This window comes from Trueperella pyogenes, assembly GCF_001070855.1.
GTDB classification, from domain to species: Bacteria; Actinomycetota; Actinomycetes; order Actinomycetales; family Actinomycetaceae; genus Pauljensenia; species Pauljensenia pyogenes_A.
Map to the genome: position 1 here is coordinate 323,673 of NZ_JVLH01000009.1, position 18,678 is coordinate 342,350.

19 protein-coding genes and 1 tRNA gene are annotated in these 18,678 nt (G+C 58.1%); 15 read left to right on the plus strand and 5 right to left on the minus strand.

All coding sequences use genetic code 11. From position 1 onward, the window contains the following. Window positions 1-69: 69 nt before the first annotated feature. Window positions 70-1,800 (minus strand): phosphoenolpyruvate--protein phosphotransferase, encoded by a 1,731-nt coding sequence (locus ADG72_RS04870; protein WP_048712763.1) that lies wholly within the window; start codon window positions 1,798-1,800, stop codon window positions 70-72. A gap of 184 nt (window positions 1,801-1,984) precedes the next feature. Here ADG72_RS04870 and ADG72_RS04875 point away from each other — a divergent pair, with 184 nt between their 5' ends. Both ADG72_RS04875 and ADG72_RS04880 read left to right on the plus strand, forming a co-directional pair. After that, window positions 1,985-3,301 carry an aspartate kinase gene (locus ADG72_RS04875; RefSeq protein ID WP_048712765.1) on the plus strand — a complete coding sequence of 439 codons (1,317 nt, stop codon included), beginning with the start codon at window positions 1,985-1,987 and terminating at the stop codon, window positions 3,299-3,301. Between the two features lie 32 nt (window positions 3,302-3,333). After that, window positions 3,334-4,383 carry an aspartate-semialdehyde dehydrogenase gene (locus ADG72_RS04880; protein ID WP_048712769.1) on the plus strand — a complete coding sequence of 350 codons (1,050 nt, stop codon included), beginning with the start codon at window positions 3,334-3,336 and terminating at the stop codon, window positions 4,381-4,383. A gap of 114 nt (window positions 4,384-4,497) precedes the next feature. Here the strand turns inward: ADG72_RS04880 and trxA are convergent, their stop codons facing one another. From trxA to ADG72_RS04895, 3 genes are all read right to left on the minus strand, one after another. After that, window positions 4,498-4,872 carry a thioredoxin gene (gene trxA / locus ADG72_RS04885; RefSeq protein WP_048712771.1) on the minus strand — a complete coding sequence of 125 codons (375 nt, stop codon included), beginning with the start codon at window positions 4,870-4,872 and terminating at the stop codon, window positions 4,498-4,500. A gap of 116 nt (window positions 4,873-4,988) precedes the next feature. After that, window positions 4,989-5,702 carry a TetR/AcrR family transcriptional regulator gene (locus ADG72_RS04890; protein WP_048712774.1) on the minus strand — a complete coding sequence of 238 codons (714 nt, stop codon included), beginning with the start codon at window positions 5,700-5,702 and terminating at the stop codon, window positions 4,989-4,991. Between the two features lie 48 nt (window positions 5,703-5,750). Then, window positions 5,751-6,194: a (deoxy)nucleoside triphosphate pyrophosphohydrolase gene (locus ADG72_RS04895; protein ID WP_157857680.1), complete on the minus strand. Its 444-nt coding sequence runs from the start codon at window positions 6,192-6,194 to the stop codon at window positions 5,751-5,753. Window positions 6,195-6,290: 96 nt separating this feature from the next. Here ADG72_RS04895 and ADG72_RS04900 point away from each other — a divergent pair. The 12 genes from ADG72_RS04900 to ADG72_RS04960 all read left to right on the plus strand — a co-directional run bounded on the left by ADG72_RS04900 (window position 6,291) and on the right by ADG72_RS04960 (window position 17,087). Continuing rightward, window positions 6,291-6,364 (plus strand) — tRNA-Gly (locus tag ADG72_RS04900). A 366-nt stretch (window positions 6,365-6,730) separates the two neighbouring features. Beyond that, a complete protein-coding gene (locus ADG72_RS08670) occupies window positions 6,731-6,898 on the plus strand; it encodes a hypothetical protein (RefSeq protein WP_157857681.1) in 168 nt (55 codons plus the stop codon). A gap of 306 nt (window positions 6,899-7,204) precedes the next feature. Next, complete coding sequence (locus ADG72_RS04910; protein ID WP_048712778.1) at window positions 7,205-7,639, plus strand: hypothetical protein; 435 nt, start codon at window positions 7,205-7,207, stop codon at window positions 7,637-7,639. 232 nt (window positions 7,640-7,871) lie between these two features. Continuing rightward, window positions 7,872-8,264: an MmcQ/YjbR family DNA-binding protein gene (locus ADG72_RS04920; protein WP_048712783.1), complete on the plus strand. Its 393-nt coding sequence runs from the start codon at window positions 7,872-7,874 to the stop codon at window positions 8,262-8,264. Window positions 8,265-8,442: 178 nt separating this feature from the next. Next, on the plus strand, window positions 8,443-9,507 hold the full coding sequence (locus tag ADG72_RS04925) for an efflux RND transporter periplasmic adaptor subunit (protein ID WP_048712786.1): 1,065 nt from the start codon (window positions 8,443-8,445) through the stop codon (window positions 9,505-9,507). Further along, window positions 9,504-10,265, plus strand: coding sequence for an ABC transporter ATP-binding protein (locus ADG72_RS04930; RefSeq protein ID WP_048712788.1), 762 nt, complete (start codon window positions 9,504-9,506; stop codon window positions 10,263-10,265). Before ADG72_RS04925 ends, ADG72_RS04930 begins: the two co-directional genes overlap by 4 nt. Then, window positions 10,262-11,593, plus strand: a complete 1,332-nt coding sequence (locus ADG72_RS04935; RefSeq protein WP_048712790.1) for an ABC transporter permease — start codon at window positions 10,262-10,264, stop codon at window positions 11,591-11,593. Before ADG72_RS04930 ends, ADG72_RS04935 begins: the two co-directional genes overlap by 4 nt. 241 nt (window positions 11,594-11,834) lie before the next feature. Then, window positions 11,835-12,647 (plus strand): alpha/beta hydrolase, encoded by an 813-nt coding sequence (locus ADG72_RS04940; RefSeq protein ID WP_048712793.1) that lies wholly within the window; start codon window positions 11,835-11,837, stop codon window positions 12,645-12,647. A 6-nt stretch (window positions 12,648-12,653) separates the two neighbouring features. Then, entirely contained in the window at window positions 12,654-13,628 is a 975-nt protein-coding gene (locus ADG72_RS04945) for an alpha/beta hydrolase fold domain-containing protein (RefSeq protein ID WP_048712796.1), read from the plus strand. A 288-nt stretch (window positions 13,629-13,916) separates the two neighbouring features. Further along, window positions 13,917-15,284, plus strand: coding sequence for an extracellular solute-binding protein (locus ADG72_RS04950; protein ID WP_048712799.1), 1,368 nt, complete (start codon window positions 13,917-13,919; stop codon window positions 15,282-15,284). 1 nt (window position 15,285) lies between these two features. Further along, on the plus strand, window positions 15,286-16,227 hold the full coding sequence (locus tag ADG72_RS04955; RefSeq protein ID WP_048712801.1) for a carbohydrate ABC transporter permease: 942 nt from the start codon (window positions 15,286-15,288) through the stop codon (window positions 16,225-16,227). Then, window positions 16,227-17,087: a carbohydrate ABC transporter permease gene (locus ADG72_RS04960; RefSeq protein WP_048712803.1), complete on the plus strand. Its 861-nt coding sequence runs from the start codon at window positions 16,227-16,229 to the stop codon at window positions 17,085-17,087. The genes ADG72_RS04955 and ADG72_RS04960 overlap by 1 nt, the downstream gene beginning before the upstream one ends. Before the next feature lie 29 nt (window positions 17,088-17,116). Here the strand turns inward: ADG72_RS04960 and ADG72_RS04965 are convergent, their stop codons facing one another. Further along, entirely contained in the window at window positions 17,117-17,980 is an 864-nt protein-coding gene (locus tag ADG72_RS04965) for an A/G-specific adenine glycosylase (RefSeq protein WP_048712806.1), read from the minus strand. Between the two features lie 114 nt (window positions 17,981-18,094). Here ADG72_RS04965 and dcd point away from each other — a divergent pair, with 114 nt between their 5' ends. After that, window positions 18,095-18,676, plus strand: coding sequence for a dCTP deaminase (dcd, locus tag ADG72_RS04970; RefSeq protein WP_009408384.1), 582 nt, complete (start codon window positions 18,095-18,097; stop codon window positions 18,674-18,676). Window positions 18,677-18,678: the final 2 nt, after the last annotated feature.

An 18,678-nucleotide genomic window follows, 5' to 3' on the forward strand; every position in this document is an offset into this window, starting at 1 on the left:
TCGTCATCGTTGATAGTACAGCATTTCTTCGGCTAAATTGCAGGATTTTTGGACCTATTCTCGCGAGGCCTAAAACTCCACCTGGAGCGCTTCGCGCGCACGGTAGCGGGCCTCGCCGGGATCAGAGGCCTCGACAACGGAAGCGGCAGCTAAGCGACACTGTGCCAGGCTGACCTGCGCAAGTTGCGCGCCCACCGAGGGAATTGCCAAGCGCGGCATCGACAGCGCGGGGATCCCCATACCAACGAAAACGCAAGCGAGCAGCGGGTCTGCCGCGGCCTCGCCACACACGCTCACGCTTACCCCGTGCTCAAGGCCAGCGCGCGCAACCTGTGCAATCAGGCGCAAAGGTGCGGGTTGCCAGGGATCGGAGTACTCAGCCAAGTCAGGTGACATGCGATCTGCGGCCATCGTGTACTGCGTCAGATCATTCGTCCCAATCGATACGAAATCGACGTATTTCATCATGGAATCAATCAAAATTGCCGCCGCGGGGACCTCGATCATGATTCCCGCGCGCAGTTCGACCTCGAAGCGTTCGGTAAGTTGACGGACGGTCGAAGCAAACCACTGGGCTTCGGCAATCGTTGAAATCATGGGAGCCATGATTGATACCGAAGTTTCTCGGTGTTGGATGGCTGCCAGAGCGATCGCTTCCAGTTGGTTATGAAGGATCTGCGGGTGGGGACCAGAGGTTCGGATTCCTCGGACGCCCAGCGCAGGATTGTCTTCCCCAGGGATCGTTGCGTAGGCCAGGGGTTTATCTGAACCCGCATCCAAGGTGCGCACGCACACTGAATGCCCTCGGAATTGTTCAAAAACCCCCGAGTAAAAGTTCACCTGCTCTTCAATTGTTGGCTCGCTGTGTGCGTTCAAGAAGGCCAGTTCTGAACGCAAAAGGCCGATTGATTCAAGGTGGGGAGATTGAGCTGCGGCCTGCGCGCTTGCGAAGTCGTGGACGTTGGCCAAAAGCTGTAAGGGGTGCTCATCGTTGGTCTGAGCGGGCGCATTCCAATTGGCTACTGCCTGTGCGCGCTTTTGATCTCGTTGAACAGCAGCTTGTGCGTCTTCGGCAGAAACCTCGGTTGCCAGAGATCCCACAAAGGCATCCATCAATACAAGATCCCCCTGGCGCAGTTCGCTCAAGTTGCGTACTGCAACGATGCAGGGGATCCCCAATTGGCGCGCGATGATCGATGTGTGCGAGGTCGGACCGCCCAGTTCCGTTGCAATTCCAACGCAATATCTGGGATCAAGGTTCGCGGCATCCGAAGGGGATAGGTCACGTGCACACACGATATAAGGAGCGAAAGGAGCCGCTTTCTGAGAAGCACTGACGGACGTCCCCGCGCCTGATGCCAAGACCCCAGAGTCGGCCTCGGCAAGGTGAGCAAGGACTAGGTCACGGACGTCGTAGAGGTCGGCGATGCGCTCCAGCATGAGTCCACCAGAGGAACGGAAAACCTCGACGAATTTATCGGTCGCGCGAACAACTGATTGCGGTGCCGGAACACCGGAGAAGATCCAAGACTGAGCTTCGCGAATCCACGTTGGGTCTGTTGCTAAAGACGCGGTCATGACGAGGACGTCTGAGACATCTCCGAGTGCATGCACTGAGCGTTCGAAGAGCTCCTCGCCGACTTTCTTGCAGATCTCCTCAAGGGAGACGGCAATGGCTGGGCGGTCCTCGGGAGGTAGGGGAGTGAAATCGTCGGAAGGAAGGGCCGGGTGAGATGTCCAAACAATTGGCGCATAGGAGACACCGTGAACTACCGGGGTCCCATAAATCGTGTGCGGCATCGAGGACTCCTTCCGTGGATGTAACTCAACCATATTCGTTGGTCCTAGGAATATGCCAAGTGTGCCGAAAGTTACGCTCATAAATCGACACAAACGTTCACGTGTTGGTCAGTACTCGTCATGTGCGCGAGTTTTCAGGGACGATAAGAACAGATAACCCAAACGCAGACAGTTAGGACCACCCGTGGCGCTCATCGTGCAAAAGTACGGAGGCTCATCCGTGTCCGACGTTGAAGCGATTAAACGCGTTGCAAAGCGCATCGTTGAGACTCGGAACGCGGGACACAAGCTTGTTGTTGTCGTTTCAGCAATGGGCGACACAACCGACGAGCTCCTGGACACCGCCGCGCAGATTACCGACAACGCACCCGAACGCGAGATGGACATCCTTCTCACCGCCGGCGAGCGTATTTCAATGTCCCTTCTGTCCATGGCAATTAACGAGTTGGGTGTTCCCGCACAGGCCTTTACCGGCGCGCAGGCCGGAATCCACACGACCTCCGCGTATGGTCGCGCCCAGATCACCGGAATGGTCCCCGAACGTGTCGCCCGTTCAATCTCTGAAGGCCAGGTCGCAATTGTCGCCGGTTTCCAAGGAATTTCTGATGATGATGATGTGACGACTTTGGGCCGAGGCGGTTCCGATACCACCGCGGTTGCGCTCGCGGCTGCCTTGCACGCCGATGTGTGCGAGATCTACACCGACGTCGACGGCCTGTTCTCTGCTGATCCGCGAATCGTCCCCAAGGCACACCGCCTGCGCTCGATCTCAACGGAAGAAACCCTGGAACTTGCGGCGCATGGCGCAAAGATTCTTCACCTGCGCGCGGTCGAATTCGCCCGCCGCTACAAGGTTCCCCTACACGTTCGTTCCTCCTTCTCCGAGAAGGAAGGAACCTGGATTTCAGACCGCCCGGCCTCGCCGGCGCTCAAGGGATTGGTCCCTGACGCCGCATTCCTCGACCCGAAAGAAGGAAAGATGGAACAGCCCATCATCTCTGGAATTGCTCACGACCGCGGCCAGGACAAGATCACGGTCGCCGGTGTCCCGAACCACCCCGGCCGCGCCGCGATGGTTTTCCAGACGATCGCCGCTGCGGGTGCGAACATCGACATGATTGTTCAGAACATTCCCGTTGCAGATCCAACCCGCGCGAACATCACCTTCACCATTCCCGAGGCCGATGCCCAGGTTGCGCTCGATGCGCTGGAGTCCGCGAAGGATGAGATTGGCTTTAAGGAGGTGCGCTACAACCCGAATATCGGCAAGCTTTCGCTGGTCGGAACGGGTATGCGTACGAATCCCGGTGTGGCCGCACGGCTCTTCGCTGCTCTGTCAGAAGCGGGAATCAATATTGATCTGATTTCCTCTTCCGAGATCCGTCTGTCGATTGTGACGAAGCTGGATGATCTGGATCGCGCAGTTGCCGTTGTTCACTCCGCTTTCGGCCTGGACGCAGAGGTTTCCGAGGCCGTCGTGTACGCGGGTACTGGCCGCTGAGTCGGTCTGTCGCTAATAAGAGAGGCTTGAAAATGTCAGGTTTGACTGTTGCTGTTGTTGGTGCGACCGGCCAGGTTGGTCGCGTCATGCGCACGATCTTGGAAGAGCGGGGTTTCCCGGTTGAAACGATTCGTTTCTTTGCGTCCGCTCGTTCGGCTGGTTCGACTCTGCCGTGGAAGGGCGCAGAGGTTATCGTCGAGGACGTCGCAACTGCTGACTTCTCGGGGATCGATATTGCGATCTTCTCTGCGGGAGCTACGGCCTCGCGCGAATATGCACCCAAGTTCGCGGCCGCCGGCGCGGTCGTCGTCGACAACTCCTCCGCATGGCGTAAGGACCCCGAGGTCCCGCTGGTTGTCTCCGAGGTAAACGGTGAAGACGTTGCGAAGCGCCCCAAGGGAATCATCGCGAACCCGAATTGCACGACCATGGCCGTCATGCCCGCAATTAAGCCACTTGCCGACGCCGCAGGCGGTATCGATCGTCTGACGGTCTCCTCCTATCAGGCGGTTTCTGGCTCAGGCCTCAAGGGTGTTCGCGAGCTTATTGACCAGGTCCGTGGAGCTGCTGATCAAAATCTTGAGGGGCTCACGACCGACGGTCGTGCCGTTGATTTCGGCACCCCTGAGGTCTACGTCGCGCCTATCGCTTTCGATGTTGTGCCTTTGGCAGGTTCGATTGTCGACGATGGCAGCTTTGAGACCGACGAAGAGCAGAAGCTTCGCAATGAGTCGCGTCGTATCCTGCACGTCCCGAATCTTCTGGTTAGCGGGACTTGCGTGCGTGTGCCGGTCCTGACCGCTCACACCATGACCGTCCACGCTGAGTTCCCCTCTTCGATTTCTCGTGACGAGGCCGTGGCTGCGCTTAGCAGTGCTCCCGGAGTTCGCGTTGTCGACGTTCCGACCCCGCTCGAGGCCGCGGGTGAAGACGATGTTTTCGTCGGCCGTATTCGCCAGGATCAAGCGGTTCCGGATAACCGTGGAATCGTGTTTGTCGTCAGCGGCGATAACCTGCGCAAGGGAGCGGCTTTGAACGCCATTCAGCTGGCAGAGTTGGTTGCTCAAGAACTGCTTGGCTGAACGCTTAAAGCTGCGTTTAATTAGACAGAAAAAGGGGTTGGAGACGGTCAAGCCGTCTCCAACCCCTTTTGAGTTTTGGTGGTGTGCGCACCTATCACACACCGTGTTTAAGCATCAGTCGTTGTGAGATTCCTGGTGCTTCTTAGCTTCTGCGTGAACCTCTTCCATGTTCAGGGCTTCTGCCTGAGAGATCAGGTCCTCAAGAGCAGCTGCCGGAAGAGCACCGGAGTTACGGAAGATCAGGACACCTTCGCGGAAGATCATCAGGGTCGGGATCGACGAAATCTGAGCGGAAGCAGCAAGTTCCTGCTGCGCATCGGTGTCGACCTTGCCGAAAACGATGTCGGGGTGCTTCTCCGAGACGGACTCGAAGATGGGGCCGAACTGACGGCACGGGCCGCACCAGGTCGCCCAGAAGTCAACCAGGACGATCTTGTCGGAATTAACGGTCTCGTTGAAGTTTTCAGTGGTGAGCTCGATGGTACTCATTGAAGGGCACTCCTTTGATTCGTGTTGGGGCACGTGCCCCGCTTGATGTCCAGCTCAACGGTTCGTGCCGGTCACTTATTCCCCGATCCTATCGGAGTTAGCTGATTCACACGATGTCAGGCGCTGACGGGACAACGCATATACGAATTATCGCGAGCGTCCCCTTCTGGCGTTGCTGCAGTCGAAACTTCCTGAACTGCGGTGTCAGATCCTGGGCGTTCAGCTGAAGAAGGAACCTCAACATCAGCGCCTATGCCTCGCAAGATGAAGGCTTGGACTGTGCGGATTGTTGCTTCGCGGGTCTGAGGGTTGGCCGGAAGACGATTCCCAGCAAGGCATGAATGAATAAGCGGAATCAATACGTGGGGGTTTTGCCGCGGAATTGCACCTGTTTCCATGCAACGCGCGAGGATTTCCAAGAGCCGCGTCGAAATAATCGCCGCGTGGTCGTGCAGGTGCACAGAGTTTTCACGTGAAACTTGAGTGCGCAGATTAAAGGTCGAGTTCAGGTGATAACGAGTGGTCATTTCCAAGTGCGCACGAATGTAGATGCGCAGTTGGGCAAGTGGATCATTGACCTGATCAAGCGCTTCTTGGAGTTTTTGGGAGAACTGCACCGTGACCCGGCGCATGAATTCCAGCAGTAGGACTTCCTTGTCGGGGAAGTGGTTGTAGACCGCGGTGCGTCCAACCTTTGCCCGCGAAGCGATCTGCGACATGGAGATTGAATCGAATGGCTGCTCAGCAAGAAGACTTGCAAGTGCATCAAAAAGACGGTTGCGCGTGAGCTCGCGATGGTCGGCCAGCGAATCTCCAATAATTTTCGGCATAAAGCTATTCTGACAGAAATTCTGGATCTGTCTTGATCATCCGCCGATTCACATGGATTTCCCAGATGAGAACTGATTGATTGCCGCCTGGACGATGGGGAAATCGGCAGGGATCCACGGTAAATCCATCACTTCATTAAGAGGAGCCCACCGTAACTCGAGATGTGAGGCTCCCGGAGTCAAAGTTTGGGTGGGGTCGGCAAGGGTGCACCCCCACACAGCCATCACCCGACCGTTCAGGATTGGCCACCACTTCCCCTCGGGGGTGAGGATCGGTTCAGCAATCCTCAGTGCACACCCCAGCTCTTCATCGATTTCGCGGACGAGGCCGTGCAGGGGGTCTTCCCCTTCCTCAACCTTTCCGCCGGGGAGCTCGAAGAGGCCTCGCAAATCTTCAGGGTAGGAGCGGGAGGCGCACAAAAGCGCGCTTGGGTGGGGGAGGCGGTCGAAGATTGCAGCGGCAACGACGGGGCGTGGATTCGGTGAAGTCACGCCTTTAAGTCTAGAGGTCATGCTTTGGACTGCAGGCGGGGGAGCCGCTATGATGAACGAGTTGTGCCGGTCATACTGATTGGTATCAGGCGCCTCGCGGGCGTAGTTCAATGGTAGAACTTCAGCTTCCCAAGCTGACAGCGCGGGTTCGATTCCCGTCGCCCGCTCCAATTTGAGCTTGGATATAATAGGTCTGAACCCGTTAGATATCATGCTTCCGTGGTTCGGAAGTGCTTAATTTGTAGGACGACGGTTCAAGATAGAACCTAATGTGCTTGTGTCCTGAATGTGCTCGGCGAGGCTAGGGAAAATCATTTTGGCTAGGTCAACAATCTGTTTGCCAGCTTCACCTTCTCGCCAAACTCCTTGAAACCTCGCCACACATCAAGTGGTGGCACAGGTTGCACAGCCACGATAAGGCGGTCATCGCTTAGACTGCGAAAGACCGCTACTTCCCTGACTTTGTTGCGCTCGACGACCAAGGCATCTATTGGATCATCGAAGGAAAGAACGAGGGCGGTCGTGCCGACGACACGGTGCAAGCCAAGCGTCACGCAGCAGAGGAAATTGTCAACCGCCTCCTCGGAATCGAGGAATTCGCAGATCAGTACTGGGGATATATCATCGCATATGAAGACGACATTGCTTCTTCCGATTCGTGGGACGACCTCAAGTCGAAATCCGATCCCATCACGAATGCCTGAGAAAGGCCGTCGGATAGAGTCGGGCAGGTCACATCTCCGACTCATTGCAACTACGAGAGGAACACGATGTTTGAAAAGAAACCAGAATACCCATGCGCCATCTCTGATTTCAGTGAAGAAGGCTGCATTGCTGCATTCCGTTGGTGCTGTTCTCACCTTCAAGGTAACCAATTTCTAACCCTATGGACGCCACAAAAGCGGACTCTGCGAAGCAATCTCTTTCTTGAATCCGTCGCTAGTGATCGCCGCGTCAAGTCGACAACTCCGAGGGATGGAATATATCGGGCCGATGGTCCTGTACTCGCTATGTATCCCCACCCCGATGATCTCGGCTCAGTTGTCGATGGAACCGGAATTACCGCACTTGCTGTGGTGACGTGGGCGTATCCACTGGATACATGGGCGAGGGAAACTAAGTCAGAAGTTTTGGTGCCCCCGTCATTCGACGACGAAACTCGCGCTGCACATCGGTTAACGGTTGAAGAACCGATGGATAGCGAAGTAGTTGACGGGCTAGAGCAAATTACAAAGGTAATAAACCACAACAATACCATCGCTGCACGTGGCTTTGAGAAGAGCAGAGTCATCGAGGTCTTGCTCCGTTTGCACGATGCTGGCCTCAACTTACCTCCGACACAGATGATGGAGTGGGCGGCAGCCAACGGCTGGCGAGGCGACAATGTGAAGGAACTTGGGCGTTATGCACAAGCCATTAATGGAGGGAAGCGCCCGCGAAAATGACCTGGTACGTTTCTGCTTTTGCAGGTAGAACATCGCGAGTGTTTTCACGCTGAACGAGAGATCGATCCAGCAGCTGGTGGTCGTAAATCGCTTGTGTCGCTGTCGCTTCATCAACTCGCCAAGGCTTTGTCCTGAAGTCATACCCTTGCACACCCTCCTGACACGTCCCAGGACATCCCACCAGCCCGACAATGCATTTTGTTACTCGAAAGACGCAGCAAATGGGGTCCTCATGAAGGCCGATCTAGATGATGAGCAGCTTTGGAAGAGCGTTGTTGACGCTGCACTCGAATTGCCCGCAAGCGAGCTTTATCCCTTTAACGAAGAATGCGATGCCGCGCGAGTATGCGGTAAATGGTTCATGATCTCAACCGTCCGCGGGAAGCGGATGGTGAATCTCAAGGCTGATCCGCAGGACGCGCGGGCACTCTGTGAAAGCTTTGAATCAATCACTCCGGGTTACCACATGAATAAGAAACACTGGATCACCGTCATGCCGGGCCCGGGGATTAACGACGAACTCATCCGCGAGCTTGTCATGGAGTCGTACCTGCTGGTAGTTGACGGGCTGCCGAAGTATCAACAGCCCGTCAACCCCGCAAGCTATGGGTGCCGTGAAGACTGAGGCATCTGCTTTCAGCTAGGTGCTGCCTTTCGTCGATTCGTCATCCAACGTAGAAGCGAGGACGTGCGACGTCCAGTGGGCAAGACTATCCCTGAGAAATCCCTGAAGGGGTGAAGCATTGTGTGAGAATAAGGCGCACCTTACAATTGGGCAACGCCGTTCATCGAAGGAGACGCACGTGGCACAAAAGACCCGCACCGCCCAGGTGCTCGATGTTGTCAAGGTTCTTGCCTGGGTAGTAATCGCCGTGGCCTTGGTGAAGTTTGCGTTCTTCCCGGCCGCGCAGGAGAAGCAGACGAGCGGCGACGTGGATCCGGGCGGGGCCTTCGGGCAGATGACAATCTCCGTTGGGCGCGCAGATATCACCAATACGGTGATTCTGACGGGCACGATTCAGCCCGATGAGCCGGTCGTGGCCCGTGCGACCCTGGACGGCAACGTCGTGCGCACCTTCGTCAATGACGGTGACAAGGTTTCCAAGGGTGATGCGCTCCTCCAGATCCGCAAGGAGATTCCCGGCGACACCCGGCAGGTCACCGACGAAGAAGGCAACGTGAGCGTCGAGACCTCCGAGCCGACCTACAAGTACGAGACCGTCGTGTCCCCCGGCGATGGCACGGTGTCGACGGGGGTACTCGTCGGCCAGCAGTTCGCGATTGGCGACACGGTTGCGACGATTGCTCCTCCGACCTTCTCCGCGGTCGCCTCCCTGAGTGCGGACCAGATGTACCGCATGCAGGACGCTCCTTCGACGGCGACCGTTACCATTAAGAACGGCCCCGCGCCCTTCGAGTGCTCAGGTGTGAAGGTGGTGAGTTCGGCCGGCAAGGCGCAGGACTCGAAATCAAACGCCGGGTCCGATAACGGGGTCTCGGCCTCGATGGACCTGAAGGCCCGCTGCGCGATCCCCTCCAACCAGAAGGTGTTCGCCGGCCTGCAGGTCACCCTCGAAATGACGGCCGGATCGGCGATGGGCGTCCTCGCGGTGCCGATCTCCGCGGTCGAGGGCCGCTACCAGTCCGGCTCCGTCTACCTGCCGACCTCCGACCCGACTAAGCCCGAGAAGCGCCCCGTCACCCTGGGCATCACGGACGGCAAGATGGTCGAGATCAAGAAGGGGCTGACGGAGGGCGAGGAGATCCTCGAGTTCACCCCGACCTCGAACAAGGACAACCAGGACGGCCAGACCGGCCCCTACGGCGGCATGGCCGGGGGTTCGGGCGACGCAGCGGGCACACAATGAGTCTCGTGTGCTTGCGGGACGTGACCCGCACGGTGACCTTGCCTGACGGGGATGACTTGCACATTCTGCGCGGCGTCAACTTGGACGTCGCCCAGGGCGAGCACGTTTCCATCGTGGGCCGCTCGGGTACGGGCAAGTCCACGATGCTCAATATCATCGGCCTGCTGGATACCCCCACCTCGGGCGCATACGAGCTGGACGGCGTGGATACCACGCGCCTGGGCGAGGGGCGCCGCGCGCGCATGCGCGGAGAAGACTTTGGCTTCGTGTTCCAGCAATTCAATATCTTCTCGGCGCGCACGGCCGCCGAAAACGTCGAGGTTCCCCTCCTTTACGCCCCCGGCCCCCAGCTGCTGCGTCGGCGCTCGATCGCCGTGGACATGCTCGAGCGCGTGGGCCTGGGTGAGCGCGTGGACTCCTACCCGGGCGAGATGAGTGGCGGCGAGCAGCAGCGCATCGCGATCGCGCGCGCCCTCGTGCGCCGCCCGCGCGTCATCCTCGCCGACGAGCCGACGGGCGCCCTCGACCCGGACACGGGCCGCGTCGTCATGGCCCTCCTCGAGGAGGTCGCCCGCGAGTCCAACGCCGCGCTCATCGTCATCACGCACGACATGGCTGTGGCCGCGCGGGCGCAGCGCGCCTACGAACTCTACGACGGCACGCTGCACGAGGTCGAGGACCCTGCCGCTCTCGTGCACCGTGCGGAGGCCGGGCATGCCAGCGACGAGGCCGGGGCCGAGCAGGAGGGTGAGCAGTGAAAGCCGTTAGTCAGATCCTGGGCGCGCTCATCGAGGCCTGGGGCGAGGTCAAGGTTCAGAAGGCGCGCGTCGTCCTCTCCCTCGTGGGCGTGGTTGCAGCCGTTGCCGCCATGACGATCGTCATCGCGCTCGGCGACCTGCTCCTGCAGTCCTCGCGCGAGTTGGCGGAACTCTACGAGGGGCGCTCCGTCACCCTGCGCCTGACCCCCGAAAGCTCCTCGGCCTCCTCGGATGGTTCGGCGGCCGGCGGCCCCTATCAGGATGCGTCCGATCCCGCCTCGGCAACCGGCGCGCAGACCGCGAAGCGACCCGACGAAAAGGACACCATCGGCGAGGCCATGGGCACCCTGGCCGAACGCACGGACATCCGCTACTGGTCGCGCTTTTCCAGCGGGGGTGGTGAGATCGTCGAAACTCGACAGGCCCGCTCTAGCGGGCAATTCCGCGGCTATCCCCTGACGAAGATCGGCGACATGGTTGACGGGATCGCGTTCCAAGGCGTGGATCCCTCCTATGCGGTAATCTACCGCACCCGCATGCTCGCGGGACGCTGGGTCGAGAGCAGTGATGCCGACCAGCGCCTGATCCCCGTCGTCATCTCTGAAAGCCTGTGGAACCAGCTGGGGCGCGCCCCCATTGACCAGGTTCCGATCGTCCTGCACACGAGCGATGGAACGGCCATGCGCGTCGTCGGCGTCACCAAGTCGAAGAGCTCCTTCGACATGCCGACCGTGTTCGCGCATTACGACGCGGCGCGCGTCTCCTTCCCGCAGATGAGTGCGCCGTCCATGATCGCGTGGGTGGGTACCGAGAACGCCGACCTGGCGCGCGACACCCTGCCGCGCGCCCTGGCCTCGATCCTCGGCGAGGGCTGGAAGGTCTCCGTCTCCGGCGGCGAACACGAGGACATCGGCGAGGAGCAGCTGGGTACCATCTCCAACGTCATCATGGTGATCGGCGGCATCATTGTGTTCCTGGGAGCCCTGGGCCTGCTGAACGTCGCCATCGTGACCGTGCGTCAGCGCGTGCGCGAGATCGGCATCCGCCGAGCCGTCGGCGCTTCCGCCACGCGTGTCTTCTTCGCGGTCTTCATGGAGTCCGTCGTCGCGACCTTCGTCGCCGGCGTCATCGGTGTGGGAATCGCGGTCGTCGTCGTCCGATTCCTGCCCCTGGAGGCGCTCAATATCACCCTGAGCGACACCCCGGCCTTCCCCGCTGGCGCCGCCATCGCCGGCGTCGCCATCTCCACGAGCATCGGCGCCCTGTGCGGCATCATCCCGGCGCTCGCGGCCGTGCGCATCAAGCCGATCGACGCGATCCGCTATTGATTGATCGGCGAGGTCCTGCCCCTCCTACGTGCCGCCCTCGTCAGAACTCATGAGAAAACCATCCTGTTTACTCTTTTATAGCTTCGAGTGCTCAGCTAGCATCATCGATCGTGTTGGAATGTCGCGGCGGTCGCTCTGCTCTGAGGACCATGCGCATTGGTGACTGACGCTTCGCGTTCTGCCAATATTGTATGCTGCGTAACATCGTATCGACAGGCTGTTTTCTCGCCGAGGAGGATTCATGACGCCGGCAAAACTTGCTATCAATACCAGTGGAACTCCCACCAAGGGACGTATCTATGCGCTTCATGGGGTGACAGATAATGCTGCCGCGCTATGCGATGTCAGCGAGCGTTGGTCCGGTGAGTTCGAGGTCGTCTGCGTCGACGCGCTGGGACACGGGTGCTCCCCTCGTTTTACACCCGAGCAGCTTGAGGACCCTTTCGAGGCGTTGGTGCAGAGTGCGGCCGCAGTAATTAACCGTATTGAAGCTGATGATCCTGCCCCCTTTGTCCTGTTGATGGGGCACTCGATGGGTGGTGCCACCAGCGCCGATATTGTTTCACGAGGCCTGGCCCACGTTGATGCTTTGGTGCTGGAGGACCCGGCTCTATTCACTGCCGATAATCGGCGAGATTCCAAGACTTTTGGTGAACACCTGGTGAAGTGGTGCAATCACGTGACCGACAATCTAGGACACGAGGTTGAACAGATTCTGAAGGGCTATCCGCTGTGGAGTCGCGCGGAAGCAACCGGGTGGGCACAGGCAAAGGTGCAGGTGGATCGCAATTTCCTATCGAATATTGCCGTCAGTAGTGCGCGCACGCGAAATGAAATTCTGGAATCTCTTCAGACCCCGACTTTGCTGATTACAGGGGATGGAGACGATGTTGTCATTGGCCCAGCCGGTGTCGCTGACATCGATAAGTTGGGCTTAGAGAAGGTCACTACTCTTCTGATGCCCACTGCTCGGCACTGCGTGCGCCGCTCAACTCCCGAGCCCTTCTACGCTGCGGTTGAGTCCTTTATTGCAGAGCTCGGCCCGAAGGGCTGAAAAGGGATGGCTGAATCTCCGTTCTTTCTACGCCCTGAGCTGCTGCCGGTAATCGAAGCGACACCCGAACAAACAACCTGGAACCTGCCCGCTATGCGCGCTGGGGGAGATGCTCTTCTGGAGAATCCCCACGAAGCAATCAATAGGCTCGAAGTGACCGCGCGTGGGCGCAGCTTCATCCCCGATGGTCTGCGGGATAACGCACCGATTCTGGTGTCAATCCACGGTGGGGGATACGTCGCTGGGCGAGCGGCATTCGACGATGCGAAGAATGACGAGCTTGCAACACGCTTCGGTGCGATCGTCTTCTCTCCGGAGTATCGCCTCGCACCCGAATTTCCCTTCCCGATTCCCGTCGACGACTGTATTTCCGCCCTTGTCGAGGCCCTTGACCGTTTTGGTTATGAACGTCCAATTTTCGTTTTAGGGGATTCCGCGGGAGCTGGGCTGGCCTATTCCATGGTGTGCCGTCTCTACGGACTGGTTTCACCAGTGCTGCAAGATGAAGAAACTATGGCTCGATATGAGCAGATTTCTTCCATGATCAGAGGCGTTGTCTTACTGGAGCCTTGCATTGACCCGACCTTGTCAACGCACTCAAGCTCACTCTTCGCAGATGGTCCGATCTGGACACGCCGCGCGGCAGCCGGTGCGTGGCGACACTTCTTTGGGCTTGCGCTGGCTACGGGGGAAGAGGGAAAGGAATCCGAAATCCCTGACGCGCTCCTCGAATCTGCTTTCCCCAAGCCGCGAGAACACATGAGGGAAATTGGCTTCCCTCCGGCATTAGTTGTTGTGAATCCTGTCGATCCTCTTCGAGATGAGGGGATCGCGCTGGCAACTGGCCTGGTTGATAGCGGGTGTATTGCTGAGTTGCATATGTTCGCGGGTACTTTCCATGGTTCGCTTTCAGTGCCTGACTCTGTTGCTTGGAACGAAATTCGTTCATTGATCAGTCGCTTTATGACTGAGAACAGCTGAAAGAACGGGGACTATCCAAAAGATCGAGAGGGGTACAACGCTCGCATGCAGCTGGCGTCGCACCCTTCTCTATATGCCCCGTGATCTGCAAATATTCACTCACCAAATATTCAGGGAACTTTGTCAAGATCGTGACCGAAGTGTAACCATTGGGGCTAGAAAGCCATTTCTACGTAGTAATACAATTCACAGCAAGGACTTCCGTGTCATAGGGGCGCGGGGAAGCCGGGCGACAGTGAAGCCGCAGGTAAACCGAAGGAAGTCACCGAACTATCAAAGGAGAGTTCAATGGCACGTCGTGCACTCGCCGCCGTTGCAGTTCTGGGCATTGCCGCCGTGGGACTGACAGCGTGCTCTGGATCCAAGGACAAGGCTGCTTCTGGAAGCTCAGAAGGAAAGTCGCTTGTCGTCACCTACTACAAGACCTCGTCTTTCCCACAGGTTGAAGACTTCATGAAGCGTGCGAAGGAAGAATTCGAGTCGACCCACAAGGGTGTCACCATCGATCTTCAGCCCGTTGAAGCCGAGGCTGACCAGTACTTCACCAAGCTCGCACTGATGAATAAGTCGAAGTCCAAGGCTCCCGACATCATCTATGAAGACACATTCCAGGTCATGAGCGATGCTGCAGCTGGATACCTACTGCCCATCGATCAGTACGTGAAGGACTGGGATGAGTGGAGCCAGTACTCCGAAAGCTCGACTCAGGGCGCAAAGGGCATGGATGGCAAGCTCTACGGTGTTCCCTTCGGTACCGATACCCGCGGTATCTACTTCAACAAGAAGATCTTCGAGCAGGCGGGTCTACCGACCGATTGGCAGCCCAAGAACTGGGACGAGATTCTTTCCGCAGCACGCACCATCAAGGAAAAGGTGCCCGGCGTTATCCCCATGAACATCTACGCAGGCCGCGCCGGTGGCGAACAGACCACCATGCAGGGCTTCGAAATGCTGCTCTACGGAACTCAGGACACCCTGTACAACACCGATACCAACAAGTGGGTCAGTGGCTCCCAGGGCTTTAAGGACGCTCTGACCTTCTACCAGACCGCATACTCCGAAGGCCTGACCCCCTCCAACGATGTTGCTCTGGACAAGGCAGTCGGTACTCGCGTTTCCACTGAGCTCCTCCCCAAGGGCAAGCTCGCCATCGATATCGATGGTTCCTGGCTTCCCTACGTGTGGATGCAGGATTCCACCAAGTGGGCCGAATGGCAAGACACCATCGGTCTGGCAAAGATGCCGACTCAGAAGGGGCAAGCACCCGGATTCACCACGCTCTCAGGTGGATGGGTGCTCTCCGTTGGATCCCAGACCAAGGATCCCGAGCTGGCAGCCGACTTCGTCAAGACCGCTCTGAATAAGAAGGGCTCCCTGCAGTACTCCATCGCGACCTCCGCGATTGCCGTCCGTAAGGATATCGTCTCCGATCCCGAGTACCTCAAGGCCAACCCCTCCTTCGAGTTCTTCGCTGGAATCGTCCAGTACACGCACTTCCGCCCTGCAACTCCCGACTACCCGCAGATCTCCACGAATATCCAGACGGCCACCGAATCTGTGGTCACCAAGGAACAGACCCCCGAACAGGCCGCAAAGGCCTATGACGAGGGCCTGGTGAAGATCGTCGGCGAGAAGAACATCGAAGCGGCGAAGTAACATGTCCACCTCGGTTCGTGTGGGGACCGAGAGCACTGCGACCCTTGGCGGGCGACGCGAGACACTGATCTCTCGCATCGCCCGCCAAACGGGCCGAATGGGCCTGCTGTTTCCAGCAGTTGCTCTTATGGCGGTGTTCCTCATCGGTCCCATTGCATACTCGGTATATGGGTCTTTGACCAATGCCGCCCTTTCGGGCTACAAAGCGGCAAACCCCGAATTTGTCGGCCTCGAAAACTATGTGGAACTGCTGACCAGTAATGGTTTCTGGAAAGCAGTCCTGCTCACAGTGATCTTTGTGTTTGCATCAGCGGTTGTTGGCCAGAACATCTTGGGTCTGGCCTTGGCAATGCTCATGCGCAAGGCGCCGAAGATCCTTTCCACACTTGTCGGTGGCGTCGTTGTGATCGCTTGGGTTATGCCTGAAATCGTCGCCGCCTTCGCGCTCTATGCTTTCTTCTCTACAGACGGAACGCTCAACGCCCTGCTCAGTTACATCGGCCTCGGCGGAACAACGTGGCTCCTGACTTTCCCCATGTTCTCGGTCATCATGGCCAATATTTGGCGTGGTACGGCCTTCTCAATGATGGTGTACTCGGCGGCTCTAGCTGAGGTTCCACCGGAAATTCAAGAAGCGGCAAAAGTCGATGGAGCACGCGGATCGCAGCGTTTCTTCTTCGTCACCCTTCCCATGATCAAGGGCTCCATCTCCACCAACCTGCTCCTCACCACCCTTCAAACCCTTGGTGTCTTTACGCTCCTGTGGGTGATGACGGGCGGTGGTCCGGGAACTCAGTCAACGACACTCCCGGTCATGGCCTACCAAGAAGCCTTTAAGAACTCTCTGATTGGCTACGGCACGGCGATTGCCACAGTAACCATTGTGCTGGGTGCGCTTTTTGCTATGGTTTACATTCGCGCCTTGAAGCCGGAGGTGGACTGATGGCTACGCAAGCTAAGGAAATCCCCTCCGTCGCTAATCCGCGTGAGAAAACGGTTCGCTTAATCTCAAGCATCGTCTTGGCATTGATCGGAATTTCATTCCTGATTCCATTGGCGTGGGTGCTCTTTGCCTCCTTCAACCCAACGGCAACCGTCTCCCTGAGTGTTCCTGAGCATTTCACGACCGAGAATTACTCGGATATCGCGACATTTGATCGAACCTGGCTTCCTCTGTGGAATTCTGCGATTCTCTCCTTCGGAACGGCAATCTTGACCGTTGTTGTCGGTGCGCTCGCGGCCTACCCGCTTTCTCGCTATAAGAGTCGTTTCGCTCGCGGATTTATGTACACGATTCTTTTTGGAACCTGCTTGCCGATTACGGCACTGATGGTTCCCGTGTACTCACTCTTCGTCAGCCTCGATCTGATCGATTCGATGCCCGGCATCATCTGCTTCATGACTGCGACCTCACTGCCCATGGCCGTGTGGATGCTCAAGAACTTTATGGACTCTGTCCCTGTGTCTCTTGAAGAAGCAGCCTGGGTCGATGGCGCCAGCGCACTCAAAGCGCTGCGAACCATTGTTCTTCCCCTGATGAAACCCGGTCTGTTGGTCGTCTTTATCTTCATATTCACCGCGACCTGGGGGAACTTCTTCGTTCCCTTCATCTTGACGACTGATCCGGATATTCAGCCAGCTGCCGTCGCTATTTACCAGTTCTTCGGAACTCACGGAGCCGTTGTTTATGGAAAGCTTGCCGCATTCGCGGTGATTTATTCCAGCCCGGCTTTGGTTCTGTACGCAATCATGCAGAAGGTTTCCGGAGGAAGTTTCGCAATGGCAGGAGCAGTCAAGGGCTAGGCTCACCCCTCCAGGGTCCAGCCCCTTCCTCACTCCCGAGGAAGAGTGATGTGCCTGGTTGCCACCTCTTCGGCAACCAGGCCATCGCGTATCAGAGCCTCAATGACGCGAGGAGCCTGCTGCGGATCCGCGCCCTCTAAGCGTGCCGCGGCGATGGCCTCGTCAATAGAAATTCCTAAGGGAGAAGCCCGCAAAGCTGCCATCACCCGTCCCCGAGCCTGCCGGTCAGTTCCCTTCCACGCCTGACCACGAGGCCTCACCTCGGCGGGTGGGAAACCAGCGCTCGCCCAGGCGCAGTTTGTGCGCAGCGGGCACCCCGCACACTTGGGGGAGCGCTGGGTGCAGACCAGTGCGCCAAACTCCATAATCGCCACATTCCACACCGCGCATTCTGCGCCTTCCTCGGGAAGCCACTGCATCGCAGCTGCGAACTCGGAGCGCGAAGGTGTGGAACGTCGCGCAAACTCGACCCCGTCGCAGATGCGTGCGAATACTCGACGAATATTCGTATCAAGAACAGGAATGCGCTGGTGAAACTGGAAGGATGCAATTGCGCTGGCGGTGTACGGGCCAATTCCTGGCAGGCCCAGCAAGGCCTCGTACGTGGAGGGGAGAACGCCCCTGAAATCGCGCGTGATGCTGAGTGCGCAGTCGCGAAGGCGTAGGGCCCGCGATGGGTAGCCCAGGTGACTCCACTCAACAAGGACCTCGGCCGGTGACGCTTTCGCAAGATCCGCCGGAGTTGGCCACAGACTCATCCAGCGCTCCCAAATCGGCTGAACGCGCGGGATGGGGGTTTGCTGGCTCATGACCTCAAAAACAAGAGTGCCCCACGCGGAAACATCATCGGCGCGCATGGGAAGATCGCGTCGATGAAGGCGGTACCACTCCATGATGGCGCTTCGGGTAGTTTCTCTTTCGGTCACAGGCACACAGGTAGCTTAGCCGTCACCCAACGCGCCCGCTGAGGCGAGTAGGCTCACCCCAAACTGTGCGAGAATGGCAGCATGCTGCTCAGTGATCGCGATATTTCAGCAAGCCTTGATAGCGGACGTATTCAATTGGATCCGCTTGATCGCTCTCTGATTCAACCCGCAAGCATCGACGTGCGTTTGGATCGACTCTTCCGCCTCTTCGATAATCACCGTTATCCGGTGATCGATCCCGCTGCCGATCAATCTGACCTGACCCACAGTGTGGACGTGGGACCGGATGATCCCTTCGTGCTGCACCCCGGTGAGTTTGTGCTGGGTGCCACCTATGAGCTGGTGACCCTGGGTGACGACATCGCAGCGCGCCTTGAGGGAAAGTCTTCGCTGGGTCGCTTGGGCCTGCTCACGCACTCCACCGCTGGCTTCATTGACCCAGGCTTCTCTGGCCACGTCACCTTGGAACTGTCGAATACTGCGACCATGCCGATCCTGCTCTACCCGGGCATGAAGATTGGTCAGCTGTGCTTCTTTGACCTGTCCTCGCCCGCCGAGCACCCTTACGGCAGTGAAGGCTTGGGTTCGCACTACCAGGGGCAGCGCGGGCCGACGCCCTCGCGCACGCACCTTCGTTTTAGTCGCACCCGTATCGAGCGTTGATC